The 17,977-nt window shown below is 63.2% G+C and carries 15 protein-coding genes; 11 read left to right on the top strand and 4 right to left on the bottom strand.

The features are described 5' to 3' along the window. Positions 1-39 precede the first annotated feature (39 nt). Positions 40-2,517: a GcvT family protein gene (locus tag EB235_RS29055; protein ID WP_027033956.1), complete on the top strand. Its 2,478-nt coding sequence runs from the start codon at positions 40-42 to the stop codon at positions 2,515-2,517. Here the strand turns inward: EB235_RS29055 and EB235_RS29050 are convergent. Then, on the bottom strand, positions 2,514-3,383 hold the full coding sequence (locus EB235_RS29050; RefSeq protein WP_027033957.1) for a LysR substrate-binding domain-containing protein: 870 nt from the start codon (positions 3,381-3,383) through the stop codon (positions 2,514-2,516). The two genes, EB235_RS29055 and EB235_RS29050, sit on opposite strands and share 4 nt — an antisense overlap. A gap of 154 nt (positions 3,384-3,537) precedes the next feature. On the opposite strand from EB235_RS29050, the gene EB235_RS29045 reads away from it, so the two are divergent. From EB235_RS29045 to EB235_RS29000, 10 genes are all read left to right on the top strand, one after another. Next, on the top strand, positions 3,538-5,244 hold the full coding sequence (locus tag EB235_RS29045; RefSeq protein ID WP_032926053.1) for a Na/Pi cotransporter family protein: 1,707 nt from the start codon (positions 3,538-3,540) through the stop codon (positions 5,242-5,244). Positions 5,245-5,386: 142 nt separating this feature from the next. Beyond that, positions 5,387-6,589, top strand: coding sequence for a 2-aminoethylphosphonate--pyruvate transaminase (locus EB235_RS29040; protein ID WP_027033958.1), 1,203 nt, complete (start codon positions 5,387-5,389; stop codon positions 6,587-6,589). Between the two features lie 25 nt (positions 6,590-6,614). Further along, a complete protein-coding gene (phnA, locus tag EB235_RS29035; RefSeq protein WP_027033959.1) occupies positions 6,615-7,871 on the top strand; it encodes a phosphonoacetate hydrolase in 1,257 nt (418 codons plus the stop codon). Between the two features lie 232 nt (positions 7,872-8,103). Next, entirely contained in the window at positions 8,104-9,561 is a 1,458-nt protein-coding gene (phnY, locus tag EB235_RS29030; protein WP_027033960.1) for a phosphonoacetaldehyde dehydrogenase, read from the top strand. Between the two features lie 73 nt (positions 9,562-9,634). Beyond that, complete coding sequence (pbfA, locus tag EB235_RS29025) at positions 9,635-10,993, top strand: (R)-1-hydroxy-2-aminoethylphosphonate ammonia-lyase (RefSeq protein ID WP_027033961.1); 1,359 nt, start codon at positions 9,635-9,637, stop codon at positions 10,991-10,993. 2 nt (positions 10,994-10,995) lie between these two features. Continuing rightward, on the top strand, positions 10,996-12,006 hold the full coding sequence (locus EB235_RS29020) for a 2-hydroxyacid dehydrogenase (RefSeq protein WP_027033962.1): 1,011 nt from the start codon (positions 10,996-10,998) through the stop codon (positions 12,004-12,006). 255 nt (positions 12,007-12,261) lie between these two features. Beyond that, positions 12,262-13,293, top strand: coding sequence for a 2-aminoethylphosphonate ABC transporter substrate-binding protein (locus EB235_RS29015; RefSeq protein ID WP_027033963.1), 1,032 nt, complete (start codon positions 12,262-12,264; stop codon positions 13,291-13,293). A gap of 32 nt (positions 13,294-13,325) precedes the next feature. Beyond that, entirely contained in the window at positions 13,326-14,471 is a 1,146-nt protein-coding gene (locus EB235_RS29010) for an ABC transporter ATP-binding protein (RefSeq protein WP_155256483.1), read from the top strand. Next, positions 14,401-15,321 (top strand): 2-aminoethylphosphonate ABC transporter permease subunit, encoded by a 921-nt coding sequence (locus EB235_RS29005; protein WP_245268982.1) that lies wholly within the window; start codon positions 14,401-14,403, stop codon positions 15,319-15,321. The genes EB235_RS29010 and EB235_RS29005 overlap by 71 nt, the downstream gene beginning before the upstream one ends. A gap of 2 nt (positions 15,322-15,323) precedes the next feature. Next, complete coding sequence (locus tag EB235_RS29000; RefSeq protein WP_027033966.1) at positions 15,324-16,121, top strand: ABC transporter permease subunit; 798 nt, start codon at positions 15,324-15,326, stop codon at positions 16,119-16,121. Positions 16,122-16,132: 11 nt separating this feature from the next. Here EB235_RS29000 and EB235_RS28995 read toward each other — a convergent pair whose 3' ends face one another. The 3 genes from EB235_RS28995 to EB235_RS28985 are packed head-to-tail and all read right to left on the bottom strand — an operon-like array spanning position 16,133 to position 17,977. Then, the gene (locus tag EB235_RS28995) at positions 16,133-16,582 is read right to left on the bottom strand and encodes a MaoC/PaaZ C-terminal domain-containing protein (RefSeq protein WP_027033967.1); all 450 of its coding nucleotides are present in this window, start codon (positions 16,580-16,582) and stop codon (positions 16,133-16,135) included. Then, a complete protein-coding gene (locus tag EB235_RS28990; RefSeq protein ID WP_027033968.1) occupies positions 16,579-17,655 on the bottom strand; it encodes a Gfo/Idh/MocA family protein in 1,077 nt (358 codons plus the stop codon). The genes EB235_RS28995 and EB235_RS28990 overlap by 4 nt, the downstream gene beginning before the upstream one ends. After that, complete coding sequence (locus EB235_RS28985; RefSeq protein ID WP_027033969.1) at positions 17,648-17,977, bottom strand: L-rhamnose mutarotase; 330 nt, start codon at positions 17,975-17,977, stop codon at positions 17,648-17,650. The genes EB235_RS28990 and EB235_RS28985 overlap by 8 nt, the downstream gene beginning before the upstream one ends.

Below are 17,977 nucleotides of genomic sequence, written 5' to 3'. Positions count from 1 at the left end.
TGGTAGTGTTCGCCATCCCTTCAACATGGCGGACCACTCATGGCACATGAATTTCCCACCCAAGCACGTGTTGTCATTGTTGGCGGCGGCATCATCGGCTGTTCGGTCGCCTATCACCTGACCAAGCTCGGTTGGACCGATGTCGTGCTGCTCGAGCAGGGACAGCTCAGTGGCGGCACCACCTGGCACGCCGCCGGCCTTGTCGGGCAACTGCGCAGCCATTCCAACATGACCAGCCTGATCAAATATTCGACGCAGCTCTACGGCGAGTTGGAGGCCGAAACCGGCCTTGCCACGGGCTGGAAGAATTGCGGCTCGCTGTCGGTGGCGCGCGCCGTAGACCGCATGACCGTGCTGAAGCGCACGGCTGCGTCGGCGCGTGCTCAAGGGGTGGAGATCGACGTCATCTCGGCAAAGGAAGCCGGCGATCTGTGGCCGGTGATGGCGACGGACGATCTGGTCGGCGCCGTCTGGCTGCCGGGTGACGGCAAGGCCAATCCGACCGACCTCACACAATCTCTGGCCAAGGGTGCGCGCAATGGCGGCGCGAAAATATTCGAGCGGGTCAAGGTCACCGGCATCACGGTCAAAAACGGTGTCGCCTGCGGTGTCGAGACGGACCGGGGCGACATATCAGCCGAGATCGTCGTCAACTGCGCCGGCCAGTGGGCGCGCAAGGTCGGACTGATGTGCGGCGTGTCGGTGCCGCTGCACTCGGCCGAGCACATGTACATCGTCACCGGCAGGATCGAGGGCGTGCATCCGGACCTCCCCGTCATGCGCGACCCCGACGGCTTCGTCTATTTCAAGGAAGAGGTCGGTGGCCTGGTCATGGGCGGCTTTGAGCCGCATGCCAAGCCGTGGGGCATGAATGGCATTCCCGAGAATTTCGAATTCGCGCTGCTGCCCGACGATTGGGATCAGTTCGAGATCCTGATGGAGAACGCGCTTGTCCGCGTGCCGCAGCTGGCTGAGGCCGAGGTCAAGAAATTCTACAATGGTCCCGAGAGCTTCACCCCGGACAACAACTTCATCCTCGGCGAGGCGCCGGAGCTGAAGAATTTCTATGTCGGCGCCGGCTTCAACTCGATGGGTATCGCCAGCGCCGGCGGCGCGGGCAGGGCGCTGGCCGAATGGATCGTCAACAGCGCGCCGACCATGGATCTGTGGCCGGTCGACATCAGGCGTTTCGCCTCTTTCAACAACAATCCGCGCTGGCTGCATGATCGCGTGAAAGAGACGCTCGGCCTGCACTACGCCATGCCATGGCCGAACCGCGAACTGGATACCGCACGGCCGTTCCGCCGCTCGCCGCTCTACGACCGGCTTGCCGCCAAGGGTGCCTGCTCTGGTTCAAAAATGGGCTGGGAGCGAGCCAACTGGTTTGCCGAACCGGGCGAGAAGGCGGAGAACGACTACGCCTTCGGCCGCCAGAACTGGCACGAGGCAGTCAGGCGCGAAATGAAGGCGACGCGTGAAGCCGTCGCCATCTTCGACCAGACCTCCTTCGCAAAACTTCTTGTCCAGGGCCGCGACGCCTGCGCCGTGCTCAACCGGATCTGCGCGGGCAATGTCGATGTGCCGGTCGGCACCTCGGTCTACACAGGTGTGCTCAACCCGCGTGGCGGCTATGAAAGCGATCTCACCGTGATGCGGCTTGGAGCGGAAAAATTCCTCATCGTAACCGGCTCCGCGCAAGCGGTTCATGATGCCGACTGGATCGTGAAGAATATCCCGGCCGATGCCCACGCCATCCTCACCGACGTCACCTCGTCCTATGCGGTTCTGGCTCTGATGGGGCCGCGTTCGCGCGATCTCTTAGGCAAACTGTCCTCGGCGGATCTTTCCAACGCCGGCTTCCCCTTCGCGACCATCCGCGAGATCGATATCGGCTATGCAACCGCCTATGCCAACCGCATGACCTATGTCGGCGAGCTCGGCTGGGAGCTGATCGTGCCGACCGAATTCGCGGTGGGTGTTTACGAAGCGCTGCATGACGCCGGCCGTGAATTCGGTCTGACCGACGCCGGCTACTACGCGCTCGATGCCTTGCGCATCGAAAAGGGTTTTCGCGCCTGGGGCCGCGAGCTCACGCCCGATATCGACCCCTGGCAGGCCGGGCTTGGCTTTGCCGTGGCCATGGACAAGCCGGACGGCTTCATCGGCCACGATGCGCTGGTCAAGGCAAAGCCATCGGCGGCGGCGGCAAAGCGCGTCGTGCTGTTCACGCTCGACGATGCCGAACCGATGCTGTGGGGCGGAGAACTGATCCTGCGTGACGGCAAGCCGGTGGGCGAAGTGCGTTCGGCTGCCTACGGCCACACGCTTGGCCGCTCGGTGGCGCTCGGGCTGATCGAAAACGAGGCTGGTGTTGACGCGGCGTTTCTCACTGGCGGCCGTTTCGAGATCGACCTCGCCGGCGTTCGCCACGCCGCGACAGTGCATCTGCGCAGCCCCTACGATCCGAAATCGGAGCGAGTGAAGGCGGATGTGGTGGAGGTGAGGGCGGCGGCCTAATCCACGGACATCGATCTTGCCATGTCGAGGAAGGCACGCACCAGCTTGCCGCCGCTGCGTTCGCGCAGGCAGATCAGCGCTTCGTCCATCAAGGTTTCAGGCGCGTCGATGGTGATCGGCACCAGGCGCGAATCCTGGCCGAACTCGGCCGCCGAGACAAAGCCGATGCCGGCGCCCGAGGCGACGATCTCGCGGACCGCTTCGCGGCCCTCGGCCTCGATCACCGGCCTCAGTTCGACCTTTGAAGCGGCGGCCAGGTCCTCCAGCTTCTGGCGTGTCTTCGAGCCGCGCTCGCGCATGACGAGCGATTCCTGCGCAAGCTGCTTAAGCGTCAGCGACTTCTTGCCCGACAGCGGATGGTCGATGGAGGTGAAGGCGATGATCGGGGTGGAGTTCAACTTCAGCACCTCGAAATCACGCCCGGTCGGTATCTCGCCCAGCACGCCGATATCGGCATCGTAGCTGTAGAGGCTGCTGATCACCGTCTCGGTGTTGCCGGCGCGCACCGAAACCTGGACACCGGGATAGCGGGCCCGGAAACTGCCGAGGATGTGCAGCAGATGATGCGCGGCATCGGCGACGATGCGCAGCGTGCCGGAACGCAGCGCGCGCGACTCCGTCAGAAGCTCGAGCGCTTGCTGCTCGGTATCGAACATGCGGTGGGTAATCTCGAGCAGTTTCTGGCCGGAATGGGTCAGCGTGACCTGCTTCTTGTTCCGGTTGAACAGCAGCACGTCATACTCTTCCTCAAGCTTGCGCACCTGGTCCGATATGGCCGGTTGGGTCAGGAACAGCGCTTCGGCGGCCCGCGAAAACCCGCCAGAGATGGCCACCTGGTGAAAGGCCCGCAGCTGAACGTAGCGCATCTTGTGTGCCTCCAAGATCCTGATATCGTCCGCAGTCTATCATAAGGTGTGCTAACTAAAAGATAGAAACGAACGATTTGACTTATGTTCGATCGGCCATCAGCCTTAGGGTGGGTCGACGTCCCTGCCGGCCGTTGGCATCGGAGGCGTGGCCATGCAATTTTCCATCATCCTGCTGCATCTGGCGGGTGCCGTCATGCTGCTGCTCTGGGCGGTGCGCATGGTGCGCACCGGAGTGGAGCGCGCCTGCGGCCCCGCACTGCGCGATGCGCTGAGACAGGCCCGGGGCGCCCGGATCAGCTCGGCGGGCGTCGGCACCGTGCTTGCCGTGCTGCTGCAAAGCTCCACCGCCGTCGCCATCCTGGCGGCCGGCTTTGCCGCCAGTGGCATGGTTTCGGTGTCATCAGGGCTGTCGATCCTGCTTGGCGCCGACCTTGGTTCAGCACTGGTCGTACAGGTGCTATCGTTCGACCTCAGCTGGCTGGTGCCGCTGCTGATCCTGGTCGGCGGCGCGATGTTCCTGAAGTTCGAGGCACGCGGCATCAAGCAAGGCGGGCGCATCCTGATGGGCATCGCCTTTGTCCTGTTGTCGCTGCACATGATCGGCGAGGCGACCGCGCCGATGCGGCAGAGCAATTTGCTGCCCCTGGTGATTTCCTATTTGCGCGCCGACTATTTCACGGCGTTTGCGGCTGCCGCGCTGTTCACATGGCTGATCCACTCCAGCGTCGCAGCAATCCTGCTGTTCGTCACACTTGCTGCGCAAGGTGTCCTGCCCGTAGAGGTCGGCCTGTTCTTCATCCTCGGCGCCAATTGCGGCGGCGCGCTGATTGCCGTGTGGCTGACGCGTGGCGAGGCTGTCGAGGCGCGCCGTGTTCCGCTCGGCAACCTGATCTTCCGTGGCACAGCGGCACTCGCCGCCTTGTTCGCGCTTCAGGCCGTGGCATTTCCCACGGCTCTGTTCGGCGCAACTGAAGGCCGGCAACTGGTCAATCTGCATCTCGCTTTCAATCTCGCACTGGTCGTCTGCTGCCTGCCTTTCACGGGACTGATGGAGCGGCTGGTCACCTTGCTGATCGCCGACAAGCCCCCGGCAAAGGCAGAGGAGGGCACCGACCTCATGTCGCGTCGCGCCAGCGCGCTCGACCGCAGCGTCATGCGCACGCCGGGACTCGCCTTGGCCAGCGCGACGCGCGAGTTGTTGCGCATGGGCGAGGTCGTCGAAGTGATGCTGCGCCCGGTGATGGATTTCTTCGATGCCGGCACCGCCGAGCAGATCCGACGGGCGCGGAAGCTCGATGACGAGGTCAACCGCGCCCACACCGACATCAAACTCTACATTGCCGAGGTCAATCGCGGCAGCATGACCGCGGCCGAGGCCCAGCGCGGCATCGAACTCACCGACTTCGCGATCAATCTCGAACGCGCCGGCGACATCGTCGCCAAGAACCTGCTCGTGCTCACCCAGGAATTGCGTGACAAAAACCTGCGCTTTTCACGCGACGGCTGGAGCGAACTCTCCGGGCTTCATAACCGTGTCATGGCTAACATGCAGCTTGCGCTCAACGTGTTGGTGTCGAGCGATCTCGAGTCGGCACGGCAACTCGTCGTCGAGAAGGAGCGGATGCGCAAGCTGGAACGCATGAGCCATGACCGCCATCTCAAGCGCCTGCAATCGGGAATGCCGCAAAGCATCGACACCAGCGACATCCATTTGGAAGCGGTGAGGGCATTGAAGGAAATCAACTCGCTGATGGCCTCGGTTGCCTATCCGCTGCTGACGCAGAGCGGCGATCTGCTCGAAAGCCGGCTGGCAAGGGGCATTGAGGCGACAGGCGAGATGGCTTCCGCCGTGGCGTGACAAGGCGGAATTTCTTCCTGAAGCCGGCAAACTTGTTCATCGCCTAAATCGATACTTCGATATGAAATAACGATTTTACAAATATGTCGTTCGGACCGAGAGTAAACCAACATCGAAAAGCAGCGATCTGTCGGAGGACACCATGCTCGCCGAGACGAAATTTGCCTTAGCAAAGCCATTGGACAAGCCGGCGCTGGGCGAGCCCTATCTGCTGACCCCGGGTCCACTGACCACGGCCTATTCTGTCAAGCAGGCGATGCTGCGCGACTGGGGATCATGGGACGGCGATTTTCGCGGGATGACCGCTGACATGCGCCGCCGCCTGCTGGCGCTGACGGGCGACATGAAAGACGAATTCGACTGCGTGCCGATGCAAGGCAGCGGTTCCTTCTGTGTCGAAGCGATGCTCGGCTCGTTCATCCCGAAGGACGGTAAGGTTCTGGTGCTGGCCAACGGCGCCTATGGCCTGCGCGCCGCGCAGACCATGCAGTATCTCGGCCGTGCCTACACGCTGATCGACAAGGGCGACTATCTGCCGCCGCGTGGCGACGAGGTGGCGGCGGCCCTCGAGGCTGACCCCGCTATCACCCATGTCATCGCCATCCATTGCGAGACCAGTTCGGGCATCCTCAACCCGGTCGCCGAGATTGCCGAGGCCGTCCACGCCAAGGGCCGCAAGCTGCTCGTCGATTCGATGAGCGCCTTTGGCGCCGTCGCGCTCGACGTCAACGAGATCCGCTACGAGGCGATGGTTTCTTCCGCCAACAAATGCATCGAGGGCGTGCCTGGCTTCGGCTTCATCATCGCCCGCAAGAGCGAGCTCGAAGCCGCCAAGGGCCGCAGCCATTCGCTGTCGCTCGATGTCCATGCACAATGGGCGCACATGAACAAGACCGGTCAGTGGCGCTACACGCCGCCGACACATGTTGTTGCCGCCTTCCTCGAAGCGCTACGCCAGCATGAGGCCGAAGGCGGCGTCGCCGGCCGCGGCGCCCGCTATACAAGGAACCGCGACGTGATGGTGGCCGGCATGCGCGACCTCGGCTTCGAGACCTTGCTGAGAGATCGTTGGCTGTCGCCGATCATCGTCACCTTCTTCAACCCGGCCCATGCCAATTTCGCCTTCGACCGCTTCTATGAGCTGATGAAGGACAAGGGCTTCATCATCTACCCTGGCAAACTGACCGCCGTTGATAGTTTCCGCGTCGGCTGCATCGGCCAGATGGACGAACATGTCATGCGCCGCGTCGTCGAGGCGGCGGCTTTCTCGCTTCATGAAATGGGCGTCGACACCGCCGCTCCACCCGCAGCCGCACTCGCCGAGCGCGCCAAACTCGCCGCCTGAAGCGGCCGATCTCGAGGATTTTTCGATGAACCAGATGTCTCCCATCAACGTCGCCGTCAACGGCCGCACCTACGCCTGGCCGCGCGTGCCGGCCATAGCCATCTGCCTTGACGGCTGCGAGCCGGCCTATCTCGACGAAGCGATTAAAGCAGGGCTGATGCCGGCGTTGGTCAGGATCAAGCAGAAGGGTACGGTGCGCTTTGCGCACTCCGTCATTCCGAGCTTCACCAACCCCAACAATCTGTCGATCGCCACCGGCCGTCCGCCGTCAGTGCACGGCATTTGCGGCAACTATCTCTACGAGCGCGAGACCGGCAAGGAAGTGATGATGAACGACCCGCGCTTCCTGCGCGCGCCGACCATTTTCCAGGCCTTCTACGATGCCGGCGCCAAGGTTGCCGTGGTGACCGCCAAGGACAAATTGCGCGCGCTGCTCGGCAAGGGTCTCGCTTTCGATGAAGGCCGTGCACTGTGCTTCTCGGCGGAAAAATCCGACACCACCACTGTCGCAGAACACGGCATCGACAATGCCTCGAAGCACTTCGGCCTGCCAGTGCCGGAGGTCTATTCGGCCGAGCTGTCGGAATTCGTCTTTGCCGCCGGCGTCCAACTGCTCAAGGAATTTCGCCCCGACATCATGTATCTGACCACCACCGACTATGTGCAGCACAAATATGCGCCGGGCGTGCCGCAGGCCAACGCCTTCTACGAAATGTTCGACAAGTACCTGACCGAACTCGATGCGCTGGGCGCGGCCATCGTCGTCACCGCCGACCATGGCATGAAGCCCAAACACAAGGCGGACGGTTCGCCTGACGTCGTCTATGTCCAGGACCTGCTCGATGAGTGGCTGGGCAAGGACGCCGCGCGCGTCATCCTGCCGATCACCGACCCTTATGTCGTTCACCACGGCGCGCTCGGCTCGTTTGCCACCGCCTATCTGCCTGATGGTGCCGATCAGGCCGGCATCATGGCGCAGTTGGCAAAGATCGACGGCATCATGCTGGTCGTCGACAGCCCGACGGCCTGCGAGCGCTTCGAACTGCCGGCCGACCGCATCGGCGACATCGTGCTGATCTCGACCGAGAACAAGACGATCGGCACCTCGGAGCATCGCCATGATCTGGCAGCGCTCAACGAGCCGCTGCGCTCGCATGGCGGGCTGACCGAGCAGGAGGTGCCGTTCATCGTCAACCGCGTGCTGCCGGAATTGCCCAACGAACCGACGCTGCGCAATTTCGACGCGTTCTATTACGCGACGATGGCGGCGGCGTTGGCGTGATGGGTGAGTTGAGTGGCGGTAGCCGTCCTTGATGGCACTGGTCGACCCCCACTCCGGCCCTTCGGGCCACCTCTCCCCCGATCGACGGGGGGAGAGGAAGGGCGCTGAGCTCGCCAGACTTGGCTCCCTTTCCTCCCTCCGGAGGGGGAGAAGTGGGGGAAGCCATTGCCGAGGCGCGATGGCCTAGCCGATAGAAGATCAATGTGGCTCACTGAGCACCGGGAAGACTCACATGACCAAGCTTGACCCTGCCATCAAAGTTCGCCACGAGCCGATGCGCATTGCCGGCAGGAAAGTCGATGCCGATGGCGTCGTCGAGGTGCGCTACCCCTGGAACGACACTGTTATCGGCACCGTTCCGGCCGGCCGCGCCGAGCATGCGCGCCAAGCCTTCGAGATCGCCGCCGGCTACAAGTCGAAGCTGACGCGCTACGAGCGCCAGCAGATCCTGTTTCGCACGGCTGAAGCACTGGCGTCGCGCCGCGAGGAAATCTCCGATCTCATCACGTTGGAACTCGGCATCTCCAAGGCCGACTCGCTCTATGAAGTCGGCCGCGCCTATGATGTGTTCACGCTGTCGGCGCAGATGTGCATCCAGGATGACGGCCAGATATTTTCCTGCGATCTCACCCCGCACGGCAAGGCTCGTAAGATCTTCACCACGCGCGAGCCACTGAAGGCGATCTCGGCGATCACCCCGTTCAACCATCCGCTCAACATGGTCTCGCACAAGGTGGCGCCGGCGATCGCCACCAACAATTGCGTGGTGGTCAAGCCGACCGAACTGACGCCGATGACGGCGCTGCTTTTGGCCGACATTCTCTACGAAGCCGGCCTGCCGCCGGAAATGCTGTCGGTGGTGACGGGCTGGCCGGCCGATATCGGCAACGAGATGATCACCAACGAGAATATCGACCTGATCACCTTCACCGGCGGCGTACCGGTCGGCAAGATGATCGCCCGCACCGCCGGCTACAAGCGTCAGGTGCTGGAACTTGGCGGCAACGATCCGCTGATCATCCTCAATGATTTGTCGGACGACGATCTGGCGAAGGCGGCGGACCTGGCAGTGGCCGGAGCGACGAAAAACTCCGGCCAACGCTGCACCGCGGTCAAGCGCATCCTTGTCCAGGAAAGCGTGGCCGACCGTTTCGTGCCGATGGTGCTGGAGCGGGCAAAAAAAATCCGTTTCGGTGATCCGATGGACCGCTCGACCGACCTCGGCACCGTCGTGCACGAGAAGGCGGCAGCACTCTTCGAAGCCCGCGTTCACATGGCCGCCGAGCAGGGCGCCGACATCCTCTACAATCCCGGCCGCCAGGGTGCGCTGCTGCCGCCAATCGTCGTCGACCGCGTGCCGCATACTTCCGAACTGGTGATGGAAGAGACATTTGGGCCGATCATCCCGATCGTGCGTGCGCCGGACGATGACGAGGCGCTGATCGCACTGTCCAATTCGACCGCCTTCGGCCTGTCGTCGGGCGTCTGCACCAACTCGTTTCCGCGCATGCAGAAATACATTGCCGGCCTTCAGGTCGGCACGGTCAACATCTGGGAAGTGCCGGGCTACCGCATCGAGATGTCGCCCTTCGGCGGCATCAAGGATTCGGGCAATGGCTACAAGGAAGGCGTCATCGAGGCGATGAAGAGCTATACCAATGTGAAGACATTCTCGCTGCCCTGGTCCTGACAGGATCAAACCAACTGGCAGACCAACCGAGGGGGCGTTTCGACGCTCCCTCATTCGCGTTTCGGAGACCATGATGGCCGCGATATCTGAGCTTGTGCACACCGAGGGCGATTCCAACACGACGGCCGCACGCAGTCGCTGGGACGCCGGCCAAAGTGATCCCCACATCCGAGGCCTGCTCGACCGCGACGCGGCGGCCTTCATGCACCAGAGCCTGTCCAGCCCCTGTCTTTCGACCATCGCCAAGGCTGAAGGCATCTGGATCGAGGACACCGCCGGGCGCCGCTTCATGGATTTCCATGGCAACAGCGTGCACCACCTCGGCTACGGCCATCCCAGACTGGTCGCTGCGATCAAGAAGCAGCTCGACGACCTCTGCTTTGCGCCGCGCCGCTTCACCTGCGAGCCGGCGGTCGAACTGGCGGAAAAGCTGGCGGCACTGGCGCCCGGCGATCTCGGCAAGGTGCTGTTCACCACCGGCGGCTCTGACGCCATCGAGGTGGCGCTGAAGATCGCGCGTGCCGCGACCGGCCGCTTCAAGACGGTGTCGTTCTGGGATGCGTTTCATGGTGCCGGCTTCGGCGCCGCAAGCGTCGGCGGCGAGGCGACCTTCCGCTCACATATTGCCGGCCCGATGATGACCGGAACCGAGCATGTCGCGCCATGGGACGGCTATCGCTGTCCATACGGCCACGATTCCCTGGAAGCGTCGGGGCTCGCTTGCGCCAATATGATAGCCTATGTGCTGGGCCGCGAGCAGGATGTCGCGGCGGTCGTCGCCGAGCCGATGCGGGCGACGCCCAATCCACCGCCGCCTGGCTTCTGGAAGCGGGTGCGCGAGGCCTGCGACCGGCACGGCACGCTGCTGATCTTCGACGAGATCCCGACCGGTCTCGGCAAGACCGGAAAGTTCTTCGCCCATGAGCATGATGGCGTGACACCAGACATCGTCGTGCTTGGCAAGTCGCTGGGCGGCGGCATTTTGCCGATCGCCGCCGTCATCGCGCGCCGCGACCTCGACGTCACCGGTGGCTTCGCCATTGGTCACTACACCCATGAGAAGAACCCGGTGACGACGCGCGCCGCCCTGACCACCATCGACATCATCCTGGAGGAAGGGCTGGTCGAACGCGCGGCTGAACTCGGCAGGCATATGCTCGGACGCATGCAGGACCTGATGGCGCGCTCGCCTCATGTCGGCGATGTCAGGGGCAGGGGGCTGATGGTCGGCGTCGAACTCGTCGAGGATCGCGCCACGCGTCAGCCAGCGCGCGAATTGGCCGAGCGCGTCTTCTACACGTGCCTTGAACAAGGCCTGAGCTTCAAGATCAGCCAGGGCAATGTGCTGACGCTGTCGCCGCCGCTGGTCATTTCGAAGACTGATCTCGACCGCGCGCTCGACATTGTCGAGGCCGCCGTGCTGGCGGCCTGACCATGAAGGCCGTCCGCACCGACAGGGAACTCGAGTGTCCAGGGATCGACGCCGGTCTGCGGGCGAGAGGCGTCGAACTGTTGACGCTGCCGGATGGCATCCCCGAGGCCGATCTCATCGCCGCGGTCGCCGACGCCGATCTTCTTTTGATGTGCTACACGCCGATCACCGCGCGGATGATCGACGCAGCGCCGAAATTGAAGGGCATCGTCAAATATGGCGTCGGCGTCGATGCCATCGACATCCCTGCCGCGATGCGGCGCGGCATTCCCGTTGTCAACGTGCCTGAATATGCCGAGGAGACTGTCGCCGAAGGTGCTTTCGCCCTGATGATCGCGCTGGCCAAGCGGCTGCCGGCCATTACGGCGGCGGTGTCGAGCGATGGCTGGATCTGGCCCGCGCAACGCTGGCTGGGGCGTGACATTTCCGGCGCCACGCTCGGCCTCGTTGGCTGCGGCAAGATCGGCCGCAGCATGGCGCGCATGGCAGGCCAAGGGTTTCGCGCCCGGGTTCTCGGCTTCGATCCCGGTGTCGGTGCCGTAACGATGGATACCGCAGGTATAGAGAAGGTCGACGATCTTCAGGCCATGCTGCGTGTCTGCGACTTCGTTTCCCTCCATTGCGTGCTCAATGACAAGACCCGCGGCCTGATCGGCAAGGCGGAACTCGCCTGCCTGAAGCCCTCCGCCATCATCGTCAATGTGTCGCGCGGCGCGCTGATCGATGAGGTGGCACTTGTCGAGGCGATCGTTGCCGGGCGCATTGGCGGCGCCGGGCTCGACGTCTATTCGGTCGAGCCACTGGCCAGGTCAGGCCACCCGATGAGTGCGCTTTTCGATCGCGACAATGTGATCCTGTTTCCGCATCTCACCTTCTTCACGCATGAGGCGATGCGCCGGCTCGAGGACGACACGCTCGCCCGCTGTTTCGAGATCCTCGACGGCCGGCCGGTGACCGTTCGCTCGCACGACCCGCGTTTGCGGGTGCAGACGGCTGGCGTTATGTTCAGCTGATAGTCTTTATTTTTCAAATTGATAGACGCCTTGCGTGGAGCGGCAATAACACCCACGACAGGGATGCGACAGTTCCATGACAAATATCAGCAGAAGCTTTTCTGTCATAAAATAAATAGATTTTACTTATCGATCGCCAATCCCCAGAGTTGTCACAACGACGACATCCAATCGGCTCAACGTCCGCCAGAGACACGAAGCCGGTCGGTCCTAGTGCATCGCAGAATGTGCCATCAATCACAGGGGAACTGATCCATGAAATCGCGAAATGTAACCATAGCCATGACCTTCGCCGCGTCGCTGCTGGCGTCGTCGGCCCTCGTCGCACCAGCGCTTGCCGACGGCGTCGTGACCATCTATTCCGCCGATGGCCTGCATGACGGCAATGGCAGCTGGTACGAGACCGAATTCGCCGCCTTCACCAAGGCCACCGGCATCACCGTGCAGTATATCGAGGCAGGCTCGGGCGGCGTCGTCGAGCGCGTCGCCAAGGAAAAGTCCAACCCGCAGGCCGACGTGCTGGTGACCTTGCCGCCCTTCGTCCAGCGCGCCGCAGCTGACGGCCTGCTGCAGGACTACAAGCCGGAAGGCGCTGACCAGATCGATGGCGGCACCGACAAGTACCGTCCTGTCGTCAACAACTACATGAACTTCATCTACAACAGCGCCGTGCTTTCGGAAGCGCCGAAGAGCTACGACGATCTGCTGGACCCCAAGTTCAAGGGCAAGATCCAGTATTCGACCCCCGGCCAGGCCGGTGACGGCACCGCCGTCATGCTGCAGATCATCCATGCCTTCGGCGGCGAGGATGCCGGCTTCGCATTCATGAAGAAGCTGCAGGACAACAATGTCGGCCCGTCCGCCTCGACCGGCAAGCTGACCGCTCTGGTCAACAAGGGCGAACTGCATGTCGCCAATGGCGATCTGCAGATGAACATGTCGCAGATGGCCGGCAATCCGAACATCAAGGTTTTCTGGCCGGCCGGCCCGGACGGCGTGCGCTCCACCTTCGCGCTGCCCTATGAAATCGGCTTGGTCACCGGTGCGCCCAATGCCGACAACGGCAAGAAGCTGATCGACTTCCTGCTCTCCAAGGAAGCTCAGTCGACCGTAAGCTCCATTGCCATCGGCGTACCTGCCCGCAAGGACGTGACACCGTCCGATGCCAACTTCGCCAAGCTGCAGGAAGCCATGAAGGGTCTGACCATCTGGTCGCCAAATTGGGACGAGGCTCTGAGCAAGCTGCCCGACTACGTCAAGAAGTGGAACGAGGCGACCGGAAGCTGACACCCGAGGACAGAAATCCGGAGGACCAAGCCATGTCGGCTGTCGCCTTTACTGGTACCAGTGTCATGGATATCGACGCCGCGAAAATTCGCGGCGCCGGTTCCAATGTCCACTTCGACAAGGTCAGCGTCGCCTACGGCTCCCATGTCGTCCTGCATCCGCTGACCCTGGATATCGCGCCCGGTGAAATCCTGGCGATGATCGGCCCGTCCGGCTCCGGCAAGACGACAGCCCTGCGCGCCGTGGCCGGCTTCGTGCGGCCGGCAAGCGGCCGCATCCGCATCGGCGCCACCGACGTGACCGATCTGCCACCCTACGAGCGTGGCCTCGGCATGGTGGTGCAGAATTACGCGCTGTTTCCACATATGCGGGTCGAAGACAATGTTGCCTTCGGCCTCAGGGCACAAGGCGCCGACAAGGCGCTGATCGCCGAGCGGGTCAAGGACGCGCTCGCCACCGTCGGCATGGCGACTTTTGCCCGGCGTTATCCACGCGAGCTTTCGGGCGGCCAGCAGCAGCGTGTCGCGATCGCCAGGGCACTGGCCGTGCGGCCGCGCGTGCTCCTGCTCGATGAGCCGCTGTCGGCGCTCGACGCGCAGATCCGCCGCAACATGGTCGAGGAGATCGCTCGCCTGCACCGCAGCCTGCCGGGCCTGACCATCCTCTATGTCACCCACGACCAGACGGAAGCGCTCACGCTCGCCGACAAGATCGCCATCATGCGCGACGGCAGGGTCTGTTCGCATGGACCAACGACGGAACTCTACCGCCGCCCGCCAAACCGCTTCACCGCCGAATTCCTCGGCCGTGCCAACCTGCTGCCGGTAACCGTTGCCGAGGCGGCCGGGTCCAAGGGCTTTGCCAAGGCAAGGCATGGTGATGTGGTGCTGACAGGCGCCGGTCGTGACGAAAAGGCCGGCGACAAGAGCCTGCTCTGCATCAGGCCGCAGCATCTCAGCCTGACGGCCGACAGCGAGCACACCAACCGCATCATCGGCACGTTGAGGGAAGTGCACTGGCAGGGTGAGCTCACCCACCTCGTGCTCGACGTCGATGGCACGCCGGTGCGCGTCTCGGCAACGAAACTGCCGATCGAATTGCCAGAACCTGGCACCAAGGTGCCGCTGTTCTTCTCGCCCGCCGACACGTCGCTGCTTCCGGAAGACGCCGGTGTCTGAGGCGGTCGCACTTCGCGCGCCGGCGATCAGACGGGAACCCGGCAAATTCTGGATCGTGCCGCCGGCGGCCCTGCTGGCGCTGCTGTTCTTCTATCCGCTGGCGCTGATTGCCCGGCAGGCCTTCCTCGACGACAGCGGCGTCGCCAATGCCGCCGAGATCATCCGCGTCCTGCATTCGCGCTTCTTCCTCAACGCGCTGATCAACACGGTGACGATCTCGGTTTCCGCCACGGCCGGATGCCTGATCGTCGGCCTCGTGCTGGCGCTCATCCTTGCCTTTGTGCCGTTCCCTGGCAGCGGTTTCATCGCCCGGCTGATCGACACGTTCATCGCGTTGCCGACCTTCCTGGTGACGCTCGCCTTCACCTTCCTCTACGGCTCGGCCGGCATGCTCAATGCCAGCTTGATGGAGACCTTCTCGCTGCCGCTGCCGCCGGTCGATTTCCTCTATTCGACCTGGGGTGTGGTGCTGGCCGAGGTCACCGTCTACACGCCCTTCATCCTGCGGCCGTTGCTTGCCGCGTTTTCGCTGGTCGATCGCGGCCAGATCGAAGCCGCAAGCGTGCTTGGCGCGCGCCCGTTCCGCATCGTCCGTCAGGTCATCCTGCCCGCCGCAATTCCGGCACTCATCGCCGGCGGCAGCCTCTGCCTGCTTTTGACCGTCAATGAATTCGGCATCGTGCTGTTCATCGGCGCCAAGGGCGTCATCACGCTGCCGCTGCTGATCTATGGCAAGGCGATCCAGGAATCGGCCTATCAGGTCGCCTGCATCATCGCCGTGGTCAACATCGCGCTGTCGCTCGGCCTGTTCGGCCTTTACCGTTTCGCCGCCGGCCGGTTGGGAGTCTAGCCATGCTGGTCTGGTCGCGCCCTGGTCGCATCGCGTTGTGGGTGCTGTTCGCGCTGATCTTCGGTGTGCTGTTCCTGGCGCCGCTGGCGGTCATACTGTTGTCCAGCCTTGCCGATCAGTGGAACGGCGTGCTGCCCAATGGTTTGACGACGGAGCACTACACCGATGTCGTGCGCGGGGCGGCGTGGAACTCGGTCAAGTCGAGCCTGATCACTGGCTTCCTGGCCAGCGCGCTGGCGCTGGTCAGCGGCACCTGGGCGGCCTTGTCGCTGCGCCTTCAAGGGCCTGCCTTGAAGCGGCTGCTGGGCCTGCTGTTCTTCATCCCCAGCGCGGTGCCTTCGGTGTCTGTCGGCCTCGGCTTGCTGGTCGCCTTCAGCCATCCGCCGCTGCTACTCAACGGCACGATCGCGATTGTCATGATCGCGCATTTCGTGCTGATTTCGGCCTTCACCTTCGGCAATGTCTCGGCTGGCCTGGCACGTCAGTCGCCCGACTTCGAGCAAGTGGCGTCGAGCCTCGGCGCGCGGCCCACCTACCGGCTCTGGCACGTCACGCTGCCGCTGCTCGCACCCTATCTGGTCGCCGCTTTCGGCCTGAGCTTCGCGCTGTCCATGGGCGAACTCGGCGCCACCGTCATGGTTTATCCACCGGGCTGGGTGACGCTGCCGGTGTCGATCTTCAGCCTCACCGACCGTGGCGACATCTTTGCCGGCGCCGCACTCACCATGATGCTGGTGGCGGCGACGCTGGTCCTGCTGCTTGGGCTGGAGCGTATCACCAAGCGCGCCACCGGCGCGTAGCAGACACTGCCTCAGGCCGGCTTGCGTTCGACGATGTAGATGTGGTCGGCCGCCAGCACCACCTCATTGCGCTGATTGATGACTTCGCAGCGCTCGATCACCCGTCCTGAACCCGGTCGCTTGGGATCGTCCTCCTTGGCCGTGATGGTGGTGCGCGTGCGGATCGTGTCGCCGATGAACACCGGCGCGATGAAGCGCAGCCGATCGTAGCCGTAGGAAAAGGCGACGGGGTTGACGATGCTTGCCGTCAGCCCGATGCCGACCGAGAACACCAGCGTGCCATGCGCGATGCGCTGGCCGAACGGCGTCGTCTTCATGTACTCGGCATCCATATGGTGCGGAAAGAAGTCGCCGGTGTGCCCGGCATGGACGATAAAGTCGGTCTCGGTGATGGTGCGGCCGCTGGTCAGTCGCGACGAGCCGATCTCGTAATCCTCGAAATAGGTGATCTGTTCCATCAGGGTCTTTCCGCGATCGGCGTCGCTGGTGCCGCACTCGAACGATAGGCTGCTTCGACCAGCGCCATGGTGCTCCAGGCGTCCTCAACCGAACTGATCAACGCATCGTCTTCGCCCGAAGCAAAGCGCTGCACATTCGCCATGCGCCCGACGAAGGCGTCAGGGAACCATTCGCCCGCGAGCGGCACGGTAATCCAGTCTGTCCCGCCCTTCGGATAGATTTCCAGAATATCCGGCTCACCCCGGGGATAGTCAAGGTTGAGGCCGAGCTTGAGATAGGCAGCACCCTCTGTGCCGCAGATGCGGAACTCGCAGGCCTGGTGCCGGCGGCCGAATTTGTGGTCGTGGTTGATCGACAGCGCGCAGCGCACCGTGTCGCCATAGTCGAGAATGGCGCTGGTGCGCGTCTGCGCAACCTTGTGGTTGGGATGGCCAAGCGTCTTGGCGTGGATGCCCTTGGGGTCGCCAAGCAACTGCCGGATGAGGTCGATATAGTGGATCGAGTGCATGGCGATCTCGACACGCGGTGCCTTGAGCAGGAACTCCCACAGCTCCCATGGCGTCGCCAGCGCCAGCCAGGCGTCGAAGTCGACAACTTCGCCCAGCCAGCCCTTGGCGATGGCGTCCTTGAGCGCCAGCATCATCGGCGCAAAGCGGAGCTGGAAATTCACGGCCGCCTTGAGCTCTTTGGCGCGGCAGATTTCGAGGATCTCGGTCGCCTCGCCGAGGTAGTTACCCATCGGTTTCTGGATCAGTGCGACCGAACCATCGGGCAAGGCTCTCAGGATTTGGGCGTGCCGTCCCGGCGGCGTCGCCAGATCGAAGATCGCATCCTTGACGGCTGTGGCTTCGTCGACCGAGCGGAATGCCGTCACGCCCCATGTCTCGGCCAGTGTCCGTGCCTTGGCCTCGTCCGGATCATAGAGACCGGCAACCGGAAACCCTGCCTTCCGGTAGGCCGGGAAATGCGCGTCGCCGACGATCGACCCGGCGCCGAAAGTGACGATCGGCCGAGGCTTCGAGGGTCTGGGCCAGGACTGGATGAGCGAGCTAGGGTCGAAACCGCCCTCAGTCATGATGGAAGACTTCGTCCATGTCAGCCCACCATTCGCCCTCCTTGCGGGTCGCCAGCGGCTCCTGGCATGGCATGCAGACAGCCCACCATTCCTGCGTCCTGGGGTCGGCAGCCATCTTGGCCATGTCGGCCGCATAGTCGGTGCCGTGGTATTCGAAGGTGGAAAACAACAGGTTCTCGGGCCGCTTCAGATAGATCGAATAATTCTTGATGTTGCAGGCCGAGATCATGGTCAGCACGTCCGGCCAGACGGCGGCATGGAGGCGGACATACTCCGCCACCTTTTCAGGCTTCAGCCCGAGAATCATCCCCATCCGCTGCAT

Origin of the sequence: Mesorhizobium loti R88b (genome assembly GCF_013170845.1) — a bacterium.
GTDB lineage: Bacteria > Pseudomonadota > Alphaproteobacteria > Rhizobiales > Rhizobiaceae > Mesorhizobium > Mesorhizobium loti_B.
The sequence above is the reverse complement of the archived record's forward strand: the minus strand, read 5'-3'. Positions and strand labels throughout refer to the sequence as shown.